General features: G+C 67.3%; 16 protein-coding genes. 14 read left to right on the top strand and 2 right to left on the bottom strand.

The annotated features are described in order from the left end of the window. Nucleotides 1-585: 585 nt before the first annotated feature. From Q8Q88_RS13855 to Q8Q88_RS13830, 6 genes are all read left to right on the top strand, one after another. A complete protein-coding gene (locus tag Q8Q88_RS13855) occupies nucleotides 586-1482 on the top strand; it encodes a creatininase family protein (protein WP_305675774.1) in 897 nt (298 codons plus the stop codon). Between the two features lie 254 nt (nucleotides 1483-1736). Then, entirely contained in the window at nucleotides 1737-2012 is a 276-nt protein-coding gene (locus Q8Q88_RS13850; RefSeq protein WP_305675773.1) for a hypothetical protein, read from the top strand. A gap of 185 nt (nucleotides 2013-2197) precedes the next feature. Further along, entirely contained in the window at nucleotides 2198-3319 is a 1122-nt protein-coding gene (locus Q8Q88_RS13845; RefSeq protein WP_305675772.1) for a hypothetical protein, read from the top strand. Nucleotides 3320-3321: 2 nt separating this feature from the next. Then, the gene (locus tag Q8Q88_RS13840; RefSeq protein WP_305675771.1) at nucleotides 3322-3714 is read left to right on the top strand and encodes a hypothetical protein; all 393 of its coding nucleotides are present in this window, start codon (nucleotides 3322-3324) and stop codon (nucleotides 3712-3714) included. A 150-nt stretch (nucleotides 3715-3864) separates the two neighbouring features. Further along, on the top strand, nucleotides 3865-4779 hold the full coding sequence (locus Q8Q88_RS13835) for a hypothetical protein (protein WP_305675770.1): 915 nt from the start codon (nucleotides 3865-3867) through the stop codon (nucleotides 4777-4779). Between the two features lie 25 nt (nucleotides 4780-4804). Continuing rightward, entirely contained in the window at nucleotides 4805-5602 is a 798-nt protein-coding gene (locus Q8Q88_RS13830) for an SDR family oxidoreductase (RefSeq protein ID WP_305675769.1), read from the top strand. 21 nt (nucleotides 5603-5623) lie between these two features. On the opposite strand, the gene Q8Q88_RS13825 is transcribed toward Q8Q88_RS13830, so the two are convergent. After that, on the bottom strand, nucleotides 5624-6586 hold the full coding sequence (locus Q8Q88_RS13825) for an alpha/beta fold hydrolase (protein ID WP_305675768.1): 963 nt from the start codon (nucleotides 6584-6586) through the stop codon (nucleotides 5624-5626). 21 nt (nucleotides 6587-6607) lie between these two features. Between Q8Q88_RS13825 and Q8Q88_RS13820 the strand changes: the two genes are divergently transcribed. The 7 genes from Q8Q88_RS13820 to Q8Q88_RS13790 all read left to right on the top strand — a co-directional run bounded on the left by Q8Q88_RS13820 (nucleotide 6608) and on the right by Q8Q88_RS13790 (nucleotide 11695). Further along, entirely contained in the window at nucleotides 6608-7156 is a 549-nt protein-coding gene (locus Q8Q88_RS13820; protein WP_305675767.1) for a MarR family winged helix-turn-helix transcriptional regulator, read from the top strand. 59 nt (nucleotides 7157-7215) lie between these two features. Continuing rightward, nucleotides 7216-7545, top strand: a complete 330-nt coding sequence (locus Q8Q88_RS13815) for a hypothetical protein (RefSeq protein ID WP_305675766.1) — start codon at nucleotides 7216-7218, stop codon at nucleotides 7543-7545. 535 nt (nucleotides 7546-8080) lie between these two features. After that, a complete protein-coding gene (locus tag Q8Q88_RS13810) occupies nucleotides 8081-8461 on the top strand; it encodes an MmcQ/YjbR family DNA-binding protein (protein WP_305675765.1) in 381 nt (126 codons plus the stop codon). Nucleotides 8462-8562: 101 nt separating this feature from the next. Continuing rightward, entirely contained in the window at nucleotides 8563-9798 is a 1236-nt protein-coding gene (locus Q8Q88_RS13805; protein WP_305675764.1) for an NAD(P)/FAD-dependent oxidoreductase, read from the top strand. Nucleotides 9799-9800: 2 nt separating this feature from the next. Then, the gene (locus Q8Q88_RS13800) at nucleotides 9801-10145 is read left to right on the top strand and encodes a nuclear transport factor 2 family protein (protein WP_305675763.1); all 345 of its coding nucleotides are present in this window, start codon (nucleotides 9801-9803) and stop codon (nucleotides 10143-10145) included. Beyond that, nucleotides 10142-11221, top strand: a complete 1080-nt coding sequence (locus tag Q8Q88_RS13795) for a phosphotransferase (protein WP_305675762.1) — start codon at nucleotides 10142-10144, stop codon at nucleotides 11219-11221. Before Q8Q88_RS13800 ends, Q8Q88_RS13795 begins: the two co-directional genes overlap by 4 nt. Nucleotides 11222-11296: 75 nt before the next feature. Beyond that, nucleotides 11297-11695 (top strand): VOC family protein, encoded by a 399-nt coding sequence (locus Q8Q88_RS13790; protein ID WP_305675761.1) that lies wholly within the window; start codon nucleotides 11297-11299, stop codon nucleotides 11693-11695. Nucleotides 11696-11754: 59 nt separating this feature from the next. Here the strand turns inward: Q8Q88_RS13790 and Q8Q88_RS13785 are convergent, their stop codons facing one another. Beyond that, nucleotides 11755-14235: a TonB-dependent siderophore receptor gene (locus tag Q8Q88_RS13785; protein WP_305675760.1), complete on the bottom strand. Its 2481-nt coding sequence runs from the start codon at nucleotides 14233-14235 to the stop codon at nucleotides 11755-11757. A 540-nt stretch (nucleotides 14236-14775) separates the two neighbouring features. Here Q8Q88_RS13785 and Q8Q88_RS13780 point away from each other — a divergent pair. Beyond that, nucleotides 14776-15267, top strand: a 492-nt coding sequence (locus Q8Q88_RS13780; RefSeq protein WP_305675759.1) for an FAD-dependent oxidoreductase, incomplete at its 3' end; no start/stop codon positions are given.

The following is a 15267-nucleotide window of genomic DNA, read 5'->3' as shown; positions in this document are numbered from 1 at the left end:
GCCACAGCCTGACGGGCAACCGCCCCGGACACCGGTCCACGCCCACAAAGCGGCGGCCAAAGGCGCTACCCCACCGCATTCCAGGCTTCGAAGGAGGCTCTCAGCCGCTCATTAGCGGACTAAATCAACGATATCGGCGCTGAGCTGACCTGTAGCTCGCGCCGACTACCATCACTGGCGCTGATAGTCCGCCACAGCCGACCGGACCCTGGGGCGCAGTACGTTGATGAAGGTGTTCGTTCTCTCGGTCAGCCAGTCGAAGGCTCGGGCCCGGATGGCAGGATCGTCTCAATGCCCAGACCCACCGCCGAACAGACCTCCGCCGCCGGTCTTCCTCAAGGACGGCGCTGAGCGCCGCCGCTGGCGCGGCCGCCTGCGGCGGTCCTTGACCAAGCCGGGCGGCGAAGCTCAAGGGCTGCCATAGCCTTTAAGGGTTTTCAGCATCCGGGGATGCCGGGCGTTAGAGGGGTGGGAATTGAGTATTGTGTCCCCGAATTTCCATTGGAGACCTGTGGAGATTCGGCGCGAGGGAAGGCGGGTGCGCTAGTCTCCTCGGCGACGTGACGGCAAAAGGGGGACGCCAAGATGCGGCACATTCTCAATCTCGTGGCTTTGTCGGCTCTGCTTGCCGCAGGCCCGGCGCTTGCTCAGAATCGTCTGGGCGATCCCGAGGCGCCGCGACCCATCGCAGCTCGGGCCAGCTTGTGGACCGAAGAGCTGACGTCGCTCGAGGTGCGGGACGCGATCCGCGCGGGCGCGACCACGATCATCATCGGTACGGGCGGCGTCGAGCACAACGGACCCTACGTCGCCACCGGCAAGCACAACTATGTCCTGCAGACCGTCCTGCCCTACATGGCGCGCGAGATCGGCCACGCGCTCATCGCGCCGATCGTGAAGTTCGTGCCCGAGGGCCGCATCGACCCGCCCGATAGTCACATGGCCTTCGCGGGCGCCATCAGCCTCGAGGAGAAGACCTTTGAGGCCCTGCTGACGGACATCTGCCGGAGCTACAAGGCGCACGGCTTCGTGGACATCATTCTCGTGGGGGACAGCGGCCGCAACCAGGCCGGCATGGAGGCCGTCGCGGCCGAGCTGAACCGCCGCTGGGCGGGCGAGCGCGCCCGGGTCCATTACCTCCGTGAGTACTACTACGAGGATCAGTGGAGCTACGCGTTCCTCAAGAGCAAGGGGATCGTTCAAGTCGACAAGACGCCGCCGCCCGGCGAGGCCCCGGACCGGCCCGCCGACGTGCGCAACGGCATCCACGACGACATCTATCACGAGGCTCAGATCGCGGTTCAGGACCCAGCGCTGATCCGGATGGACGAGCGGAGCAAGGCCGGCCTGTTCTCCCTGCACGGTGTTCAGCTGACGCCGCTGAGCCGGACGGTTCAACTTGGCAGAGGTTTGGCGGAATACCGCGCCAAGATCACGGCCAAGGCCTTTCTGGACTCGAAGAAGCGCCTGCGACCGCAGTAGGGCGTCGTCGCGAGCGCCTCGTCCAGGCCGCCCGCCTGGCCGACCTCCTCCGGGGGTTGCGGTGACAGTGCATTCTATTCAGCGCCAGCGTCTTTCGGCGGAGGCCCTCGCTTGGCGGGCTTGGCGTCAATCAATTGAGGCGGCAATTTAGTGCACTGTCACCGTAATTCGAGATGTCCGCGACGGGGTGGAAACTGGTCCTTGCCCCTTGCGGGTCAGGGTCTAGTCTTCGCCTCGGGTAGCGGATGAGTGCGATGAGCGACGCGGTCGGTCCTGGCGATCTGGTTCTGTGCGTCAACGCAGCCCCCAATCATGTCACGGGAAGGCCGGTGCCCCTGCAGGCCGGAGAGACCTACCGCGTGATCGGGGTGATGGATTTCGCCTGCCCCTGCGGGCGTTCCGACGCCTTGCTCGATGTGGGCGTCGACTTCGCCTGGTGTCAGTCGCGCTTCCGACTGCTGCCTAAGCCCAAGGCCCAGGCCAAGACGCGCCGGGTTTCGGCGCCCAGGGAGACGGAAACGGTTCGCTGAACGGCCGACGGGGGTTCGGCGGTCGGCGATCGGTCCCGGGTCAGTTGAGCCGGGTGACAAGCTAAGCCACCGCGTGTAGCGTTCGCGGAGTTTGGGGTGTCGTGGGCGCGGGTGGGGCTTTGACCGATAACACTGCGCGCGCGCGCGCAATGCAGGCCGCTGGCCGCTCGTTTTCAGGATCACGAATGAACAGGATTTTGCGGCGCACGGCGGCGCCCTTGCTTTGCCTTGCGCTGGCGGCCTGCGCCACGGTCGAGCCCGTGCCGAACGCACGCCTGCTCACCCTGGCCAACGCCGAGCGCCTTGGGCCGACCCAGGTGAGCATCGCCGGCAACGAGGCCGGGGTCGGCAAGAGCTGGTACTACACCCAGGTCAATGGTGGGGGCGCCGGATTGGCGGGCGCGATCGGCGGCGCCATCGCCGCGGCGATCATCAACGCCGCACCCTCGGCCCGCGCCCACCGCCAGGCTTCCGAGATCGCCGAGCTGGTCACCCCGGAGATGCTCGACAAGGCCGTCGTGGCGGAGGTCAAGGCGGTCCCGGCGGCCCCTGGAGCCCAGGCGGTCACCTTCAGCGACGTGGTCCTGACGCGGAAGGGCGCCAAGCCCGTCGCGCTCGACGATCTGGTCGAGATCGCCACGACCTACACCCTGTCCGAGGACTCCAGCGTCCTGCGTGTGGTCGCTGTCGCGACGTACCAGAACGCGGCGGTTCCCTATAAGACGCCTCACACGTTCAAGGCCAAGCCGCCGGCGTCCGAGACGACGGGCCCGCTCTATCGCAACGTCTTCACCTATTTTTCGACGCCGCTACCGGTTCCGGCCCTCTCGCCGGAGCTCAAGGCGCGTCTGGAAGCTTCCGTGCGCGAGAGCGCTCGCGACGGGAGCGGCGCCCCGCCGGCCGCGGGGTCGCGCGAGTACAGTTCGATGACGCGTGAGATCGAACTGGCGCAGGACGACAAATTCTCGGCCGGGGAAAGCTCGGTGTTCCTGACGCGGGAATGGCTGACGGACGGAAGCGCCCGGTTGACGCGCGAGATCCAGAACGCCCACGCGTTCATCGCCAAATATCTGCTCCTGGACATCAACCGCACGGCTGTTCCGTCCCTGACGGGCGCCGACGAGCTCCTGGAGACGACGGCCAATGATCGAACCGTGCGGCGCATCGGGGAGGGCGTGGAGGCCGGAGCCTATGTCTCCTCGGCGGCCAACGTCACCACGCCGGCCACATATGGCAACGCCGTGGCGATCGGGAAGGCGACCGTGGAATATGTTCGCGGCCTGAAGCGCACGGCCAAGGGCGACTAGCCTTGGTCGCGCGTCCTACCTTCGCTGCGGCGCCGCTGCTGGCCCTGTTGCTAGGCCTTGGGGCCTGCGCGACACCCAAGCCGCCCGTCTATGGGCCGATCGGCGACGCGGAGCCGTATGGCTACAAGGACCGTTCCAACGCCGACGGCGGATACACGCTGTTGGCCATCGTGCCTTCCCACTCCTCCGTGGCCGAGGCGTCGAGCTTTTGGGACAGGCGAGCGCAGGAGCTGTGCCCCGCCGGCGTGTCGAAGCGGATCATCTTCCGCTCCGACCGCAAGGAACAGCTGATCCCGGCAGGGTATGTCTACGGCGGCGCGGGGATTTCCGGTCGCGCGACCCGGGCCTACGAGGTCGAAGGCTACCTCTACTGCAAGGTTGCGATCGGCCGTTGAAGGTTCAGTCGCTCGGCGCCGTCCGGCACGCGGGTCCGATTCAAACAAATGTTTGATCTATGTTTGCGAAGGTCTATGTAGACGGAGACGCGCCCGCTCAAGGCGCCGGCCGGACGGACAGCGCGTCTGTCGCCAGGGAAGGACACGCGCATGGGATTCTCCACCGCCCTCAGCCTTGCAGGCCCCCTGCGCCGACCCCGACAGATGCTGGCCGACCAGGAGTATGGCGGGCACGCGTCCCTGCACGACGACGCCATGGCCGAGAAGCTGGGGTTCCGCGCCGGGCCGATCGAGGGGCCCACGCACTTCAGCCAGTTCCAGCCGCTGCTCGCCAGGATCTGGGGGCAGGCCTGGTTCGAGCGCGGCTGTATTTCGTCCCACTTCCTCAACATGGTCGTCGAAGGTGAAGAGGTCCGCGCCTTCGCCGAGATCCCGCCTGAAGGCGCCGTGTCCACGCGGGTGTGGGCCGAGAAGGCCGACGGCACGCCCGTCCTGGAGGCGAGCGCGAGCCTGGGCCCCGACGCCGGCCCGACGCTTTTGGAAACCCGCATGGCGGCGCTGCGCCCGCCGGGCCGGCTGCTGATCCTGGAGGACCTGAAGGTCGGGATGACGGGGGCGAAGGACGAGCGGGTGCGCATGGACCCCGACCAGAACATGGGCGCGCTCTATCCCTTCAGCCTCAACCAGAAGCTGGCGGCGATCACCGAGACCTCGCCCTGGTATTCCGACGCTGCGGCCTCGCCCTGGGGACGGGCGATCATCCCGTTCGAGATGCTGAGCGTGCTGTTCGAATATTCCAGCCGCGAGGCGGCCTTCCCGGTGAAAGGGCCCGCGGTGGGCCTCTTCGCCGACCAGGAGATCCGGCTGATCGACGGGCCGCTGTTCGTGGGCGAGGACTATGTCCTGCGGCGCGAGATCGCGGCCTTGGCCGAGAGCAAGCGCACCGAATCCTACTGGGTGCGCACCCGGGTCTTCGACGCACGCGGCGAGAAGCAGGTGGCCGAGATGCTGCTGAACCACGCCACCCTGAAGCACTCGTTCGCCGGCTACGCCGAAGCGAACTGATCCACGATCCAGAAGGGCGCTACCGATGCATGTGAAGGACAAGGTCGTCGTCGTGACCGGCGGCGCCGACGGGATCGGGGCGGCGCTCTGCCGCCGCTTCGCCCGGGAGGGCGCGCGGGCGGTGATCGTGGCGGACCGTAACGGCGAGGGGGCCGCCGCCGTCGCCCGCGAGATCGGCGGCGAGGCCGTCACCCTGGACGTCAGCGACGGCGAGGCCATGGCGGCCATGGTGGCCGATGTCGAGGCGCGGCACGGCGGCATCGACCTCTTCTGTTCGAACGCGGGCGTCGGCGACGGCGACCCCGACCGGCAGAGCGCAGCCTCGTCGCCCGACGCGGTCTGGCAGCGGGCCTGGAACGTCAACGTCATGGCCCATGTGCACGCCGCCCGCGCGGTCATTCCGGGCATGCGGGCGCGGGGCGGCGGCTACCTGCTGAACACCGTCTCGGCCGCGGGCCTGCTCTCGCAGATCGGCGGGGCGGTCTATTCGACGACCAAACACGCCGCGGTGGGTTTCGCCGAGTCGCTGGCGATCACCCACGGCGACCAGGGCGTCAAGGTCTCGATCCTGTGCCCGCAGGGCGTCGACACGGCCATGCTGCGCCAGGGCGACGCGGCGTCCCAGCCGCAGAACCTGGACGGCGTGCTGACCCCCGACGCGGTGGCCGAGAGCGTGGTCGAGGGCCTGGCGGCGGAGACGTTCCTGATCCTGCCGCACCCGATCGTGCTGAGCTACATGCAGCGCAAGGCCGGCGACTACGACCGCTGGCTGGGCGGCATGCGCCGGCTTCGGGGGAAGATGATGGACGCCGCCATCGCGTGACGCCGGCCACCGGGACGGCGTTCAGTCAGGCGCGTGCGTCTTGAACCAGTCCATGATCAGCGCGGTCACTTCGGCCTCACGCTCAAGGTGCGGGAAGTGCCCGACATCGGGCAGGACAATGCGCTTGTGCGGCCCCTTGAAGAGGGGCTCCTCCTTCACCGAATACCTCGCTGTCGGGTCGTTGGCGCCGTAGATCGTCAGGGTCGGGGTGTACATCGCGTTCATCGGCAGCCGGCCCGCCATGCCCGCATTGAACAGGCCTCCATAGTATTTGAGCGCCGCGGTCATCGTGCCAGGAGAGCTGAGCGTCTCCTTGATCGAGCGGAGATGCGCGTCGTTCTTGAAGGTCGGCGACCACAGGTTCCAAAGGTAGTCGACGAAGGGGAGCCCCTCGATATTGACCGCCGAGTCCGCGCCGGGCAGCTGGAAGAAATAGAAATGGAAGAGGGATCGGACAGCTTCAGGATCCTTCCGGATGCTTGAAAATGTGATCGGGTGCGCGGTGTTCATGACCACGGCGGCCTTGATCGCCGAGGGCGCCGTGGCCAGCGCCTGCAAGGTCGATGTGCCGCCCCAATCCATACCGACAACGCGCGCCTGTCCGTCGTCGCTCAGCGCCGCGATGAGCGCTTCGAGATCCTTGCCCAGAGCGATGGGGTCGAAGATCCCGTCGGCCGGAATCTCGGTCGGCGCATAGCCCCGTAGGAACGGCGAGACCGCGCGATATCCCGCATCCGCGAAGACCTGCATTTGCTTCCGATATGACCAGGCGTTGTCGGGGAAGCCGTGCATGAACATGACCAGGGGCCCGCTCCCCTGTTCGAGATAGGCGAACCGCACGCCATTGGCCTGCACGTATTTCAGTGTGGGCTCTCTGTTGTCGGAGCGTGGCGATGTTGATGCAGGGCTTCGAGTGGCCATCTCTGGTCTCCAGGTTTCTTCATGCCCATGGCGCGAATGACAGGCGCGGTTGGCGGGCCACAAACATGTGCGGAGCGCACATAATTGGTCAAGTTGTTATTTGTGTGCCGCGCACATATTATTCGTCGCATGGAGACTGGAATCGCGAATTTGCTGGGCGCGCTCTCGCTCGCTGTCATGGATCGTATCGAGCAGGGCGCCCGCGAGGTCATTGGCCGGGGCGGCGAGACGCCTGCGGCGCTCGTGGTCATTGGCTATGGCCAGGGCATGACCAACGACAAGCTCCGGCGGATACTTGGTCTGTCGCATTCCGGAACTGTCCGGCTGGTGGACCGTCTGGTCTCGGACCAGCTTGTCGAACGCCGGCCAGGGAAGGACGGGCGGGAGGTCGCTCTGCACCTGACGGCCAGGGGCGCTGCGACCCGCAACGAACTGATGGCTTCCCGGATTTCGGCCGTCGGGTCACTTCTGGATGTGCTGTCGCCAGCCGAAACGAAGCAGCTTGGAACGCTGATAGGTGAGGTGTTGGGACGGCAGGACACCACCGAGCTGGATCGCTTCACGATCTGCCGGATGTGCGACGATAGGCTCTGTACGAATTGCCCGTTGCCCACGACCAAACCCGATCGCTAGCGTCGGCGCTGGGCGAGGGCGGGGTGGCTTGCACGCCCTCGAAGGGCTAACTCCCTCACATGGCGCGAACCAAGCAGAGTCCTGAGTTTGAGATCGAGGTCGGTGGGGAGCCCTATGTCTGGCGGCTTCAGCGCCAGCCCCAGTGGTCCAGCGACACCGCGGCGTGGCGCGGCATGGCGATCGCCGTGCGTCACCGGGAGGGGCAGCGCGAAGCCGTGCTGGAGTTTCCCGCGGGCACGCAGCCCAAGTACGGCGCGCCGCAACTGAAGGCCTCGCAGATCGCGCCGGAACTCGTGGCGAGAGCCATCGCATCCGCCATGGTGGCGGGGTGGGAGCCGCTGTCCCGGGGCAAGACGGTCGCCATCGTGGTGGACGCGACCGGCGCCTGACGCGCTGGGGTTGGACGGTGCGGCGACCGCCCGCCCGGTTAAGCCCCCGGCAATCTAGCTGACAGCGGCGTTCAGCGGTCGTTCAAGGCGCGCGGTCCAATCTTGCGGCGATCCACGGCAAGGAGGACCGACGCCATGATGAATTCGACCCCTCCGAGGCGGCCCGCCCTCTGGGCGATGGCGCTGTTGCTGTTCAGCAGCGGCTTCATGCTGCTCTCCCTGGTCAACCTGATCGGGCTGGCCGGGATCTAGGTAGAAATACCTAAGGGACGCACCGGAATTTTGGGCCCGTGGGCCATGCGGCATGTTCGGAGCTCCAGCATATGGGAGCCTGAAAATGTCCGGCGAAGACCTCTACTTGGCCATGGTGGTGGCCGCCTTCGGATTGTTCGCGGTCGTCCTGTTCACCGTCAGCATCTGGTCGCGAGGACCGCGCGCCTAACTTTCCCTGGACGGGCGGCGGGAGGCGGCCGAACGTCTCGCATCGACGGACGGCGTGGATCACGCCATCGGCAGGGAGGCGTGCCGCCTGGTCATGACGACGCCTCACCAGCGTGCGGAAGCCGAGCTGATCGCCTACGGCCTGACCCTGCCGGAGACCGAGGCGGGGCTGGGATGGGCCTTCACCCGGGTGGTGCGGGTCCGGGGCAAGATGTTCGTCATCCTGGGCGACAAGGCCCAGCCCAAGGACGAGCTGACCATCATCGTCAAGCTGCCGACCTCCTTTGAGATGGTGCAGGATCTCCCCTTCGTCCGCGAGAGCCGGGGCTGGTACAGGCAGCATGACTGGGCCATCGCCCATTTCGGTCCCGATGACGACATCCTGGCCGAACTGCCGACCCTGAAGGCCTGGATGAGGCAGAGCTACGTCGCCATGGCCCCGAAGAGGCTGGGCCGACAGGTCTCCGAGGCCTGAACGCCGCGCCGCGAATTTCCCTGGACTGACCCTAGGGCGGGGTTGACCTTCTGTCCGCAGGCGGGCGGCGCGGGGACAGCGCCGCCGGCGGGAGAGGGACCATGCGGGCGTTCGATCTGGCGATCGTGGGCGGCGGAATCGGCGGGTCGGCCCTGGCGCTGACCATGGCGCGGGCTGGGCGCTCGGTGCTGCTGCTGGAGCAGACGCAGGTCTATGAGGACAAGGTGCGCGGCGAGTGGATCGCGCCGTGGGGTGTGGACGAGGTCAAGCGGCTGGGGCTCTACGACCTGCTGGTCGCGGCCGGCGGGCACCACATCACCCACCACATCACCTATGACGAGACCCGGGCGCCGGCCGAGTCGGAGGCCGAGGGCTTGCCGCTGTCGATCTTCCGCGAAGGGGTGCCGGGGCCGCTGTGCCTGGGCCATCCGCACCACTGCCAGACCCTGTTCGACGCGGCGGGCGCGGCGGGCGCGGAGACCCGGCGCGGGGTGCGGGTGATCGAGGTCGCGACCGGCGCGGCGCCGCGGCTGGCGTTCGAGCAGGACGGGGCGCGGGAGGAGGTCTCCGCGCGGCTGGTCGTCGGGGCCGATGGGCGCACCTCGCAGGTGCGCGAGGCCGCCGGGATCGTGCTGCACCAGGACAGGCCCCACCACTGGTTCGCAGGGCTGCTGATAGAGGGCGCCGACGGATGGCGGCCGGAGCTGCAGGCCATCGGCACCGAGGGCGAGTTCGGCTTCCTGGCCTTCCCGCAGGGGGGCGGCAAGGTGCGGGTCTATGGCGGCTATCCGCTGGACCAGGCGCAGAGGTTCAAGGGGCCGGACGGGCCGCGGCGGTTCCTGGACGCCTTCGCCATGACCTGCAGCCCGGAGAACCGGCATCTGGTGGCCGGCCGGCCGGCGGGACCGCTCTATTCCTATGTCAACGCCGACGCCTGGACCGACGAACCCTATGGGCCGGGCGTGGTGCTGGTGGGCGACGCGGCGGGCTGGAACGATCCGATCATCGGGCTGGGGCTGTCGATCACCTATCGCGACGTGCGGATGGTGAGCGGCATCCTGACGGCCGGCGACGACTGGAGCCCCGCGGCCTTCGCCGGCTATGGCGAGGAGCGGGCCGAGCGGATGCGGCGGCTGCGGTTCACCGCCAAGCTGCAGGCGACGATCGACATGGAGTTCGGCGAGGCGGCGGCCGCGCGGCGACTGAGCCTGTTCGAGCGGGCGGCGATCGATCCCAGCCTGAAGCTGCATTCGGTGGCGGTGATGGCCGGGCCCGAGGCGATTCCGGCGCAGATGTTCACGCCCGAGCATCGGGCGCGGGTGCTAGGGGAGGCGTAAGCTTGGATATCGAACGGTTCAACGCCCGCTGGCTGGCGGCCTGGACGTCGAAGGACGTGCCGGGGCTGCTGGAATTCTATGCCGCCGACTGCGTCTACAAGGACCCGCAGACGGCGGACGGCCTGGTCGGGCGCGACGCCCTGGGGAGCTATCTGACCGGGCTGTTCGGAGCGACCCCGGCCATGACCTATACCCCCGACGAGGTGTGGCCGATCCCGGGCGGCTTCTGCGGGCGCTGGTACTGCGACATCGAAGGCGGAGCGCGGCTGCGCGGCTTCGACCTGGTGATCCTGCAGGACGGGCTGATCGCGCTGAACGAGGTCTACACCCACGCGGTGAGCGCATGACGGGTCCCGACATCCGCCGGCCGGGCGAGATCGACGCGGCCTGGATGACCGCCATGCTGCAGCAGGCAGGGATCGACGCGGTGGTGCGCGGCCTGACCTCCAAGGGGGTGGGCACCGGTCAGATCGGCGACAGCGTGCGCTTCGTGCTGGACTATGAGCGCGGGGGCGAGGACGCGCCGGCCTCGGTGGTGGGCAAGTTCCCGGCGGCGGACGACACCAGCCGGGCGACCGGGATCATGCTGGGCAACTACCTGCGCGAGGTGAACTTCTACAGGACCCTGGCGGCCAAGGCGCTGATCCACACGCCCAAGGCCTACATGGCGGAGACCAACGCCGACGGCGGCGAGTTCGTGCTGATCATGGAGGACCTGGCGCCGGCCGAGCAGGGAGACCAGCTGGAGGGCGTGACCCTGGACCAGGCGCGGCTGGTGATCGGCGAGGCGGCCAAGCTGCACGCCAGCCACTGGGGCGACGACGGGCTGGACGAGCTGCCCTGGGTCTCGGGCTCGAAGGCCGCCCCGCCCAGCGCCGCGACGCCGGAACTGGTCCAGGCGATGTGGATGGGGTTCAAGGCGCGTTACGCCGAACGCATCCTGCCCCACTGGGTGGAGGTGGGCGAGGTGCTGGCGGCCAGCTTCGGAGCGGTGGGGGCGCTGCACGACGGGCCGCGCTGCCTGACCCACAACGACTTCCGGCCTGACAACATGATGTTCGGCACGGCGGCGGGCGGTTATCCGGTGACGACGCTGGACTGGCAGTCCTTCGCCTATGGGGCCGGGGCGACGGACGTGGCCTATTTCCTGGCAGGCGCCGTGCCGGCCGATGTACGGCGCGACCACGAGGACGAACTTCTGCGGCTCTATCACGCCAGGCTCACGGTGCTGGGGGTCAAGGACTACGCCTTCGCCGACCTGAAGCGGCACTATGGAAGCGGCGCCTTCCTGCTGTTCTTCACCGCCTTCTTCGCCGCCATGGTGGTGGAGCAGACCCCGCGCGGGGATGCGATGTTCATGCGCATGCTGGGCGGGGCGGCGGACCACATCCTCGACCACCGGGCGCTGGAGCGGTTGGGGTGACTTCTCCCGCGGGGAGGAACCGGGGCGCGGGCCATTGGTTGATCGCCGGGGTTCGGGCCATCGGAGAAGACGGTCATGTTAGGCAACAACGATGCTGCCGCGAGCCTGGCGGTCAAGGATATGAGTCGCGCCCGGCGATTCTATGAGGACGTCCTAGGCTTGCAGCCGGTCGACGAAGAGGGCGGCGAGGTGGTCACCTACAAGAGCGGCGCCAGCACCATCAACGTCTACCGGTCGGAATTCGCCGGCACCAACAAGGCCACCGCGCTCACTTGGCAGGTGACCGACATCGACGCCGCCGTGGCCGACTTGAAACGGAAGGGCGTGGCCTTCGAACACTACCAGATGCCGGAGATGAAGCAGGAGGGCGACGTCTACGCGGCCCCCGACGGCCACATGAAGGTGGCCTGGTTCAAGGACCCCGACGGCAACATCCTCAATCTGATCGCCGAACCGGGCGCGCAGAAGCACTAAACGCGTTAGGCCGCGGCGGGAGAGGGTTCCGCCGCGGCCCGCCGTGTCAGCTTCGGAAATCAGAAGGTGAAGCTGAGTTTCGAGTAGTAGTAGCCGCCGTTGATGCCGAAGGGCGAGAAGGTCGGGTACTTGGTGACGTAGGCGTTGCTGTTGTTGCGGAGATACTCGTCCCGCAGCTGGGCGTTGACCATGTCCGGATAGGTGTTGAACAGGTTGTTGGCCCCGACCGCCAGCTTCACCGAGTCGGTGAATTTGTAGGAGACTTCCAGGTCGGTGATGAAGGTCGCGTCGACCTCGGTCTTGTAGTAGACGGCGCCCGTGCGGCTGTTGAGGTTGGACGAGGGGCCGTAGAGCGCCTCGCGCAGGTTGACGCTCAGCTTGTCCCAGGTCCACAGGCCGCCCAGCACGAAGCGGTACTTGGGCGAGGTGTCCTCCAGGTTGGAGATGGCGGTCAGGTTGAACAGCGAAGCGCCGGCGAGCTGGGCGGGCGGGGTCGCGATCTTGGTGACCTTGGTCTCGTTGTAGTTGGCGGTCAGCGACCAGTTGATGGCCCCGTAGTCGCCCAGGTCGGAGGTGTAGGTGACCACCAGCTCGGCGCCGCGGGTGCGGGTGTCCAGGCCGTTGGTGAACATGTTGATCCCGGTGATCGTCACGGTGGGGTCGAGCACGTTGCCATTGGCCAGGATGGCGGCCAGGACCGCCGGGATATTGACCGCACCGCCCGTGCCGAACAGCGAGCCGGAGCCGACGATGCGGTCCTCGACCTCGATCTGGTAGGCGTCGAAGGTGGCGGTGATCCCCGCGCCGGGATGGGCGACGAAGCCGACGCTGAAATTGGTCGACTTCTCGGCCTTCAGCCCGTCGATGCCCACCAGCTTGGCGGCCGCGGAATTGGGCGGCAGCTGGACGAAGGCGGCGGTCGGCGAGACGTTGGTGGCCGAATAGTAGGATTCCGCCAGGGTGGGCGCGCGGAAGCCGGTGCTGGCCGTGCCGCGGATGGCGAAGGCTTCGTTGAAGTCGTAGCGGGCGGTGCCCTTGACCACGGTGGTGTCGCCGAAGTCGCTGAACTTCTCGTAGCGGACGGCGCCGTCCAGCTTGAGCGCCTCGATCGGGGAGACCGCCAGGTTGGCGTAGATCGCCCAGTTCTCGCGGTCGTACTTGCCGGCGTCGGTGAGCGCGAAGCCCGGATAGGACTGCGAGCCTTCCTTGTAGCGGGAGGCCTCGTCACCCGGCTTGATCTCGTAGGTCTCGCGCCGGTACTCCGCGCCGAAGGCGGCGTTGAGCGGGGTGGCCATGCCGACGTCGTACTCGCGGGCCACGTCCAGGGTGGTGGTCCACTGGCTGGCGATGAAGTCGCCGGCGTGGAAATCGGTGGGCGAGAAGCCCTTGGTGGTGAGCGTCGAGGTGTCGATGTAGAGCGAGCGGTTCACCGAATCGAGCACGTTGATGGCGACGTCGTCGCGGCCATAGGTGCTGGAGAGGTCCCAGTTCCATTCCGCCAGCTTGCCCTTGATCCCGAGGGTGGCGGCGTAGTCGGTCTCGTCGATGGCCTCCTTGGGGCTGAAGCCGAACGGCCGGGCGAGCGTGCCGTCCTTGCCGACGATCAGGTTGGGGACGCGATAGTTCTCATAGGCCGCGCCGTACTTCGTGCCGAAGGTGCCGAAGCTGTAGAGCTCGGTGTCGGGGGCGAGCTCATAGCCGGCGTTGTAGGAGAAGATGTTCAGCCGGTATTCCGCGTCGCCGGGGATGCGGTTCATGTACGGATAGTCGGGGTGGTTCACGAGCCCCGGATAGCGTGACAGGCGCGAGCTGGAGGCGGTGTTGTAGGGGGTGTCGATGGTCCGCGGATCGACGTCGCCGCGGAAGGTGTGGTCGTGCCATCGGCTCTCCAGGGTGAGGTTCAGATAGGCGCCGTCGATGGGGGCCAGGCCGATATTGGCGGTGATGTCGCCGGTCAGGCCGCCGCCGTCGAAATACTTGCCCCCCGAGATCACCACCGAGCCGCCCTCGGTGTCGTCCTTCAGGATGATGTTGATGACCCCGGCGATGGCGTCGGTGCCGTACTGGGCCGCGGCCCCGTCCTGCAGCACCTCGATATGGCTGACCGAGCCCAGCGGGATGTAGTTGAGGTCGGCGGTGGCGCCCCCCTGGAACGGACCGCCCAGGACCGCCAGGTTGGCGGTGCCGTGCCGGCGCTTGCCGTTGACCAGCACCAGGGCGTGGTTGGGGCTCAAGCCGCGCAGTTTGGCCGATAGGGTGAGGTTGGCGGTGTCGCCGCCGAACGCCTGGGCGTTGAAGGACGGCACGTTCTGGGCGATGGCCTGGATGAGGTCGCTCTGGGCGACGCGGGCCAGGGCCGTCTCGTCCAGCACCTGGATCGGGGCCGGACTATCGACCGCCCGCAGGCCGCTCATGCGCGTGCCGGTGACGATGACGACGTCGAGTTCGCCCGCCGCCTCGTCGGTCGTCTGCGCCACGGCGGCGCCGGCCATTCCGCAGGCGAGCGCAAGCGCGCTGACCCCGGCAAATACAGATTTCATCTAGGACCCCTCTTGGTATGTTGTCGGGCCCTTCGAAACGCTTCCTCCACCGGTACTCGCGAGCCTTTGGCCCGTCTTCTTTTTGCGAGGCGTCGCCATACGTTCTCGCTCTCCAGTAATTCGAAGCGCGACGCCTCCGCGCGACGAAGCGCGCCAAGATATCGACTCTCGGCGTCTGGCCTCCGTCACGCGGTATGTGAGCAACAGGACCATGCACTGACCTATTTGTGTCAATTGGATTAGTGATCGTGACTCCGTATTGCGCGGAAATCAGACATTTGACGTCGGAGATGCGGAGTTTTGAAGCAAACTGACGGGACAAATGATTCTACCAATCGGAAGTTGCATGAAATCTCAGGTGTAGATGAACTGACGGCTTTGTCAGTTTGTCGGATAATTGAACAGGTTCGCCCGTTATTTGCGCTGAGCCGGCCGATCCGCCGTGGATTCCTGGGGTCCGGCTTGCCAAGGGCGGGGAGGCCGCAGGCATCTGAGGCCCGCGACGCGTCAGGCGGCGCAGATCGGTCAGCGGAGCGTGAGATGGGGATCAGTCGCCGGAGTTTCTTGCATCGGGTGGGCGCCACCGGAGGTTATGGCGCGGCCTATACGGCGATGATGGCGCTGGGGCTGCTGCCCACCGCCGCGGCCAGCCAGGTCCCGGTGATGCCGGCCGACCTGGGAGCGGGCAAGAGCGTGGTCATCCTGGGCGGCGGGATCGCGGGGCTGGTCAACGCCTACGAGCTGGAGCGGGCCGGGTTCGCGGTGACCCTGCTGGAGGCGCGCGATCGGCTGGGCGGCCGCAACTGGACCCTGCGCAACGGCTCGAAGATCGAGATGGTGGGCGAGCCCGACCAGACCGTGACCTTCTCCGAGGGGGTCTATATGAACGCCGGCCCGGCCCGCCTGCCCAGCCACCACGAGGGGGTGCTGGGCTATTGCCGCAAGCTCGGGGTGGAGCTGGAGGTCGAGGTCAATTCCAGCCGCAGCGCCTATTTCTGGCCGCAGGGCTCGGACGCCAAGCCGATCCGCATG

Source organism: Phenylobacterium sp., from assembly GCF_030697925.1.
Classification (GTDB): domain Bacteria; phylum Pseudomonadota; class Alphaproteobacteria; order Caulobacterales; family Caulobacteraceae; genus Phenylobacterium.
The sequence above is the reverse complement of the archived record's forward strand: the minus strand, read 5'-3'. Positions and strand labels throughout refer to the sequence as shown.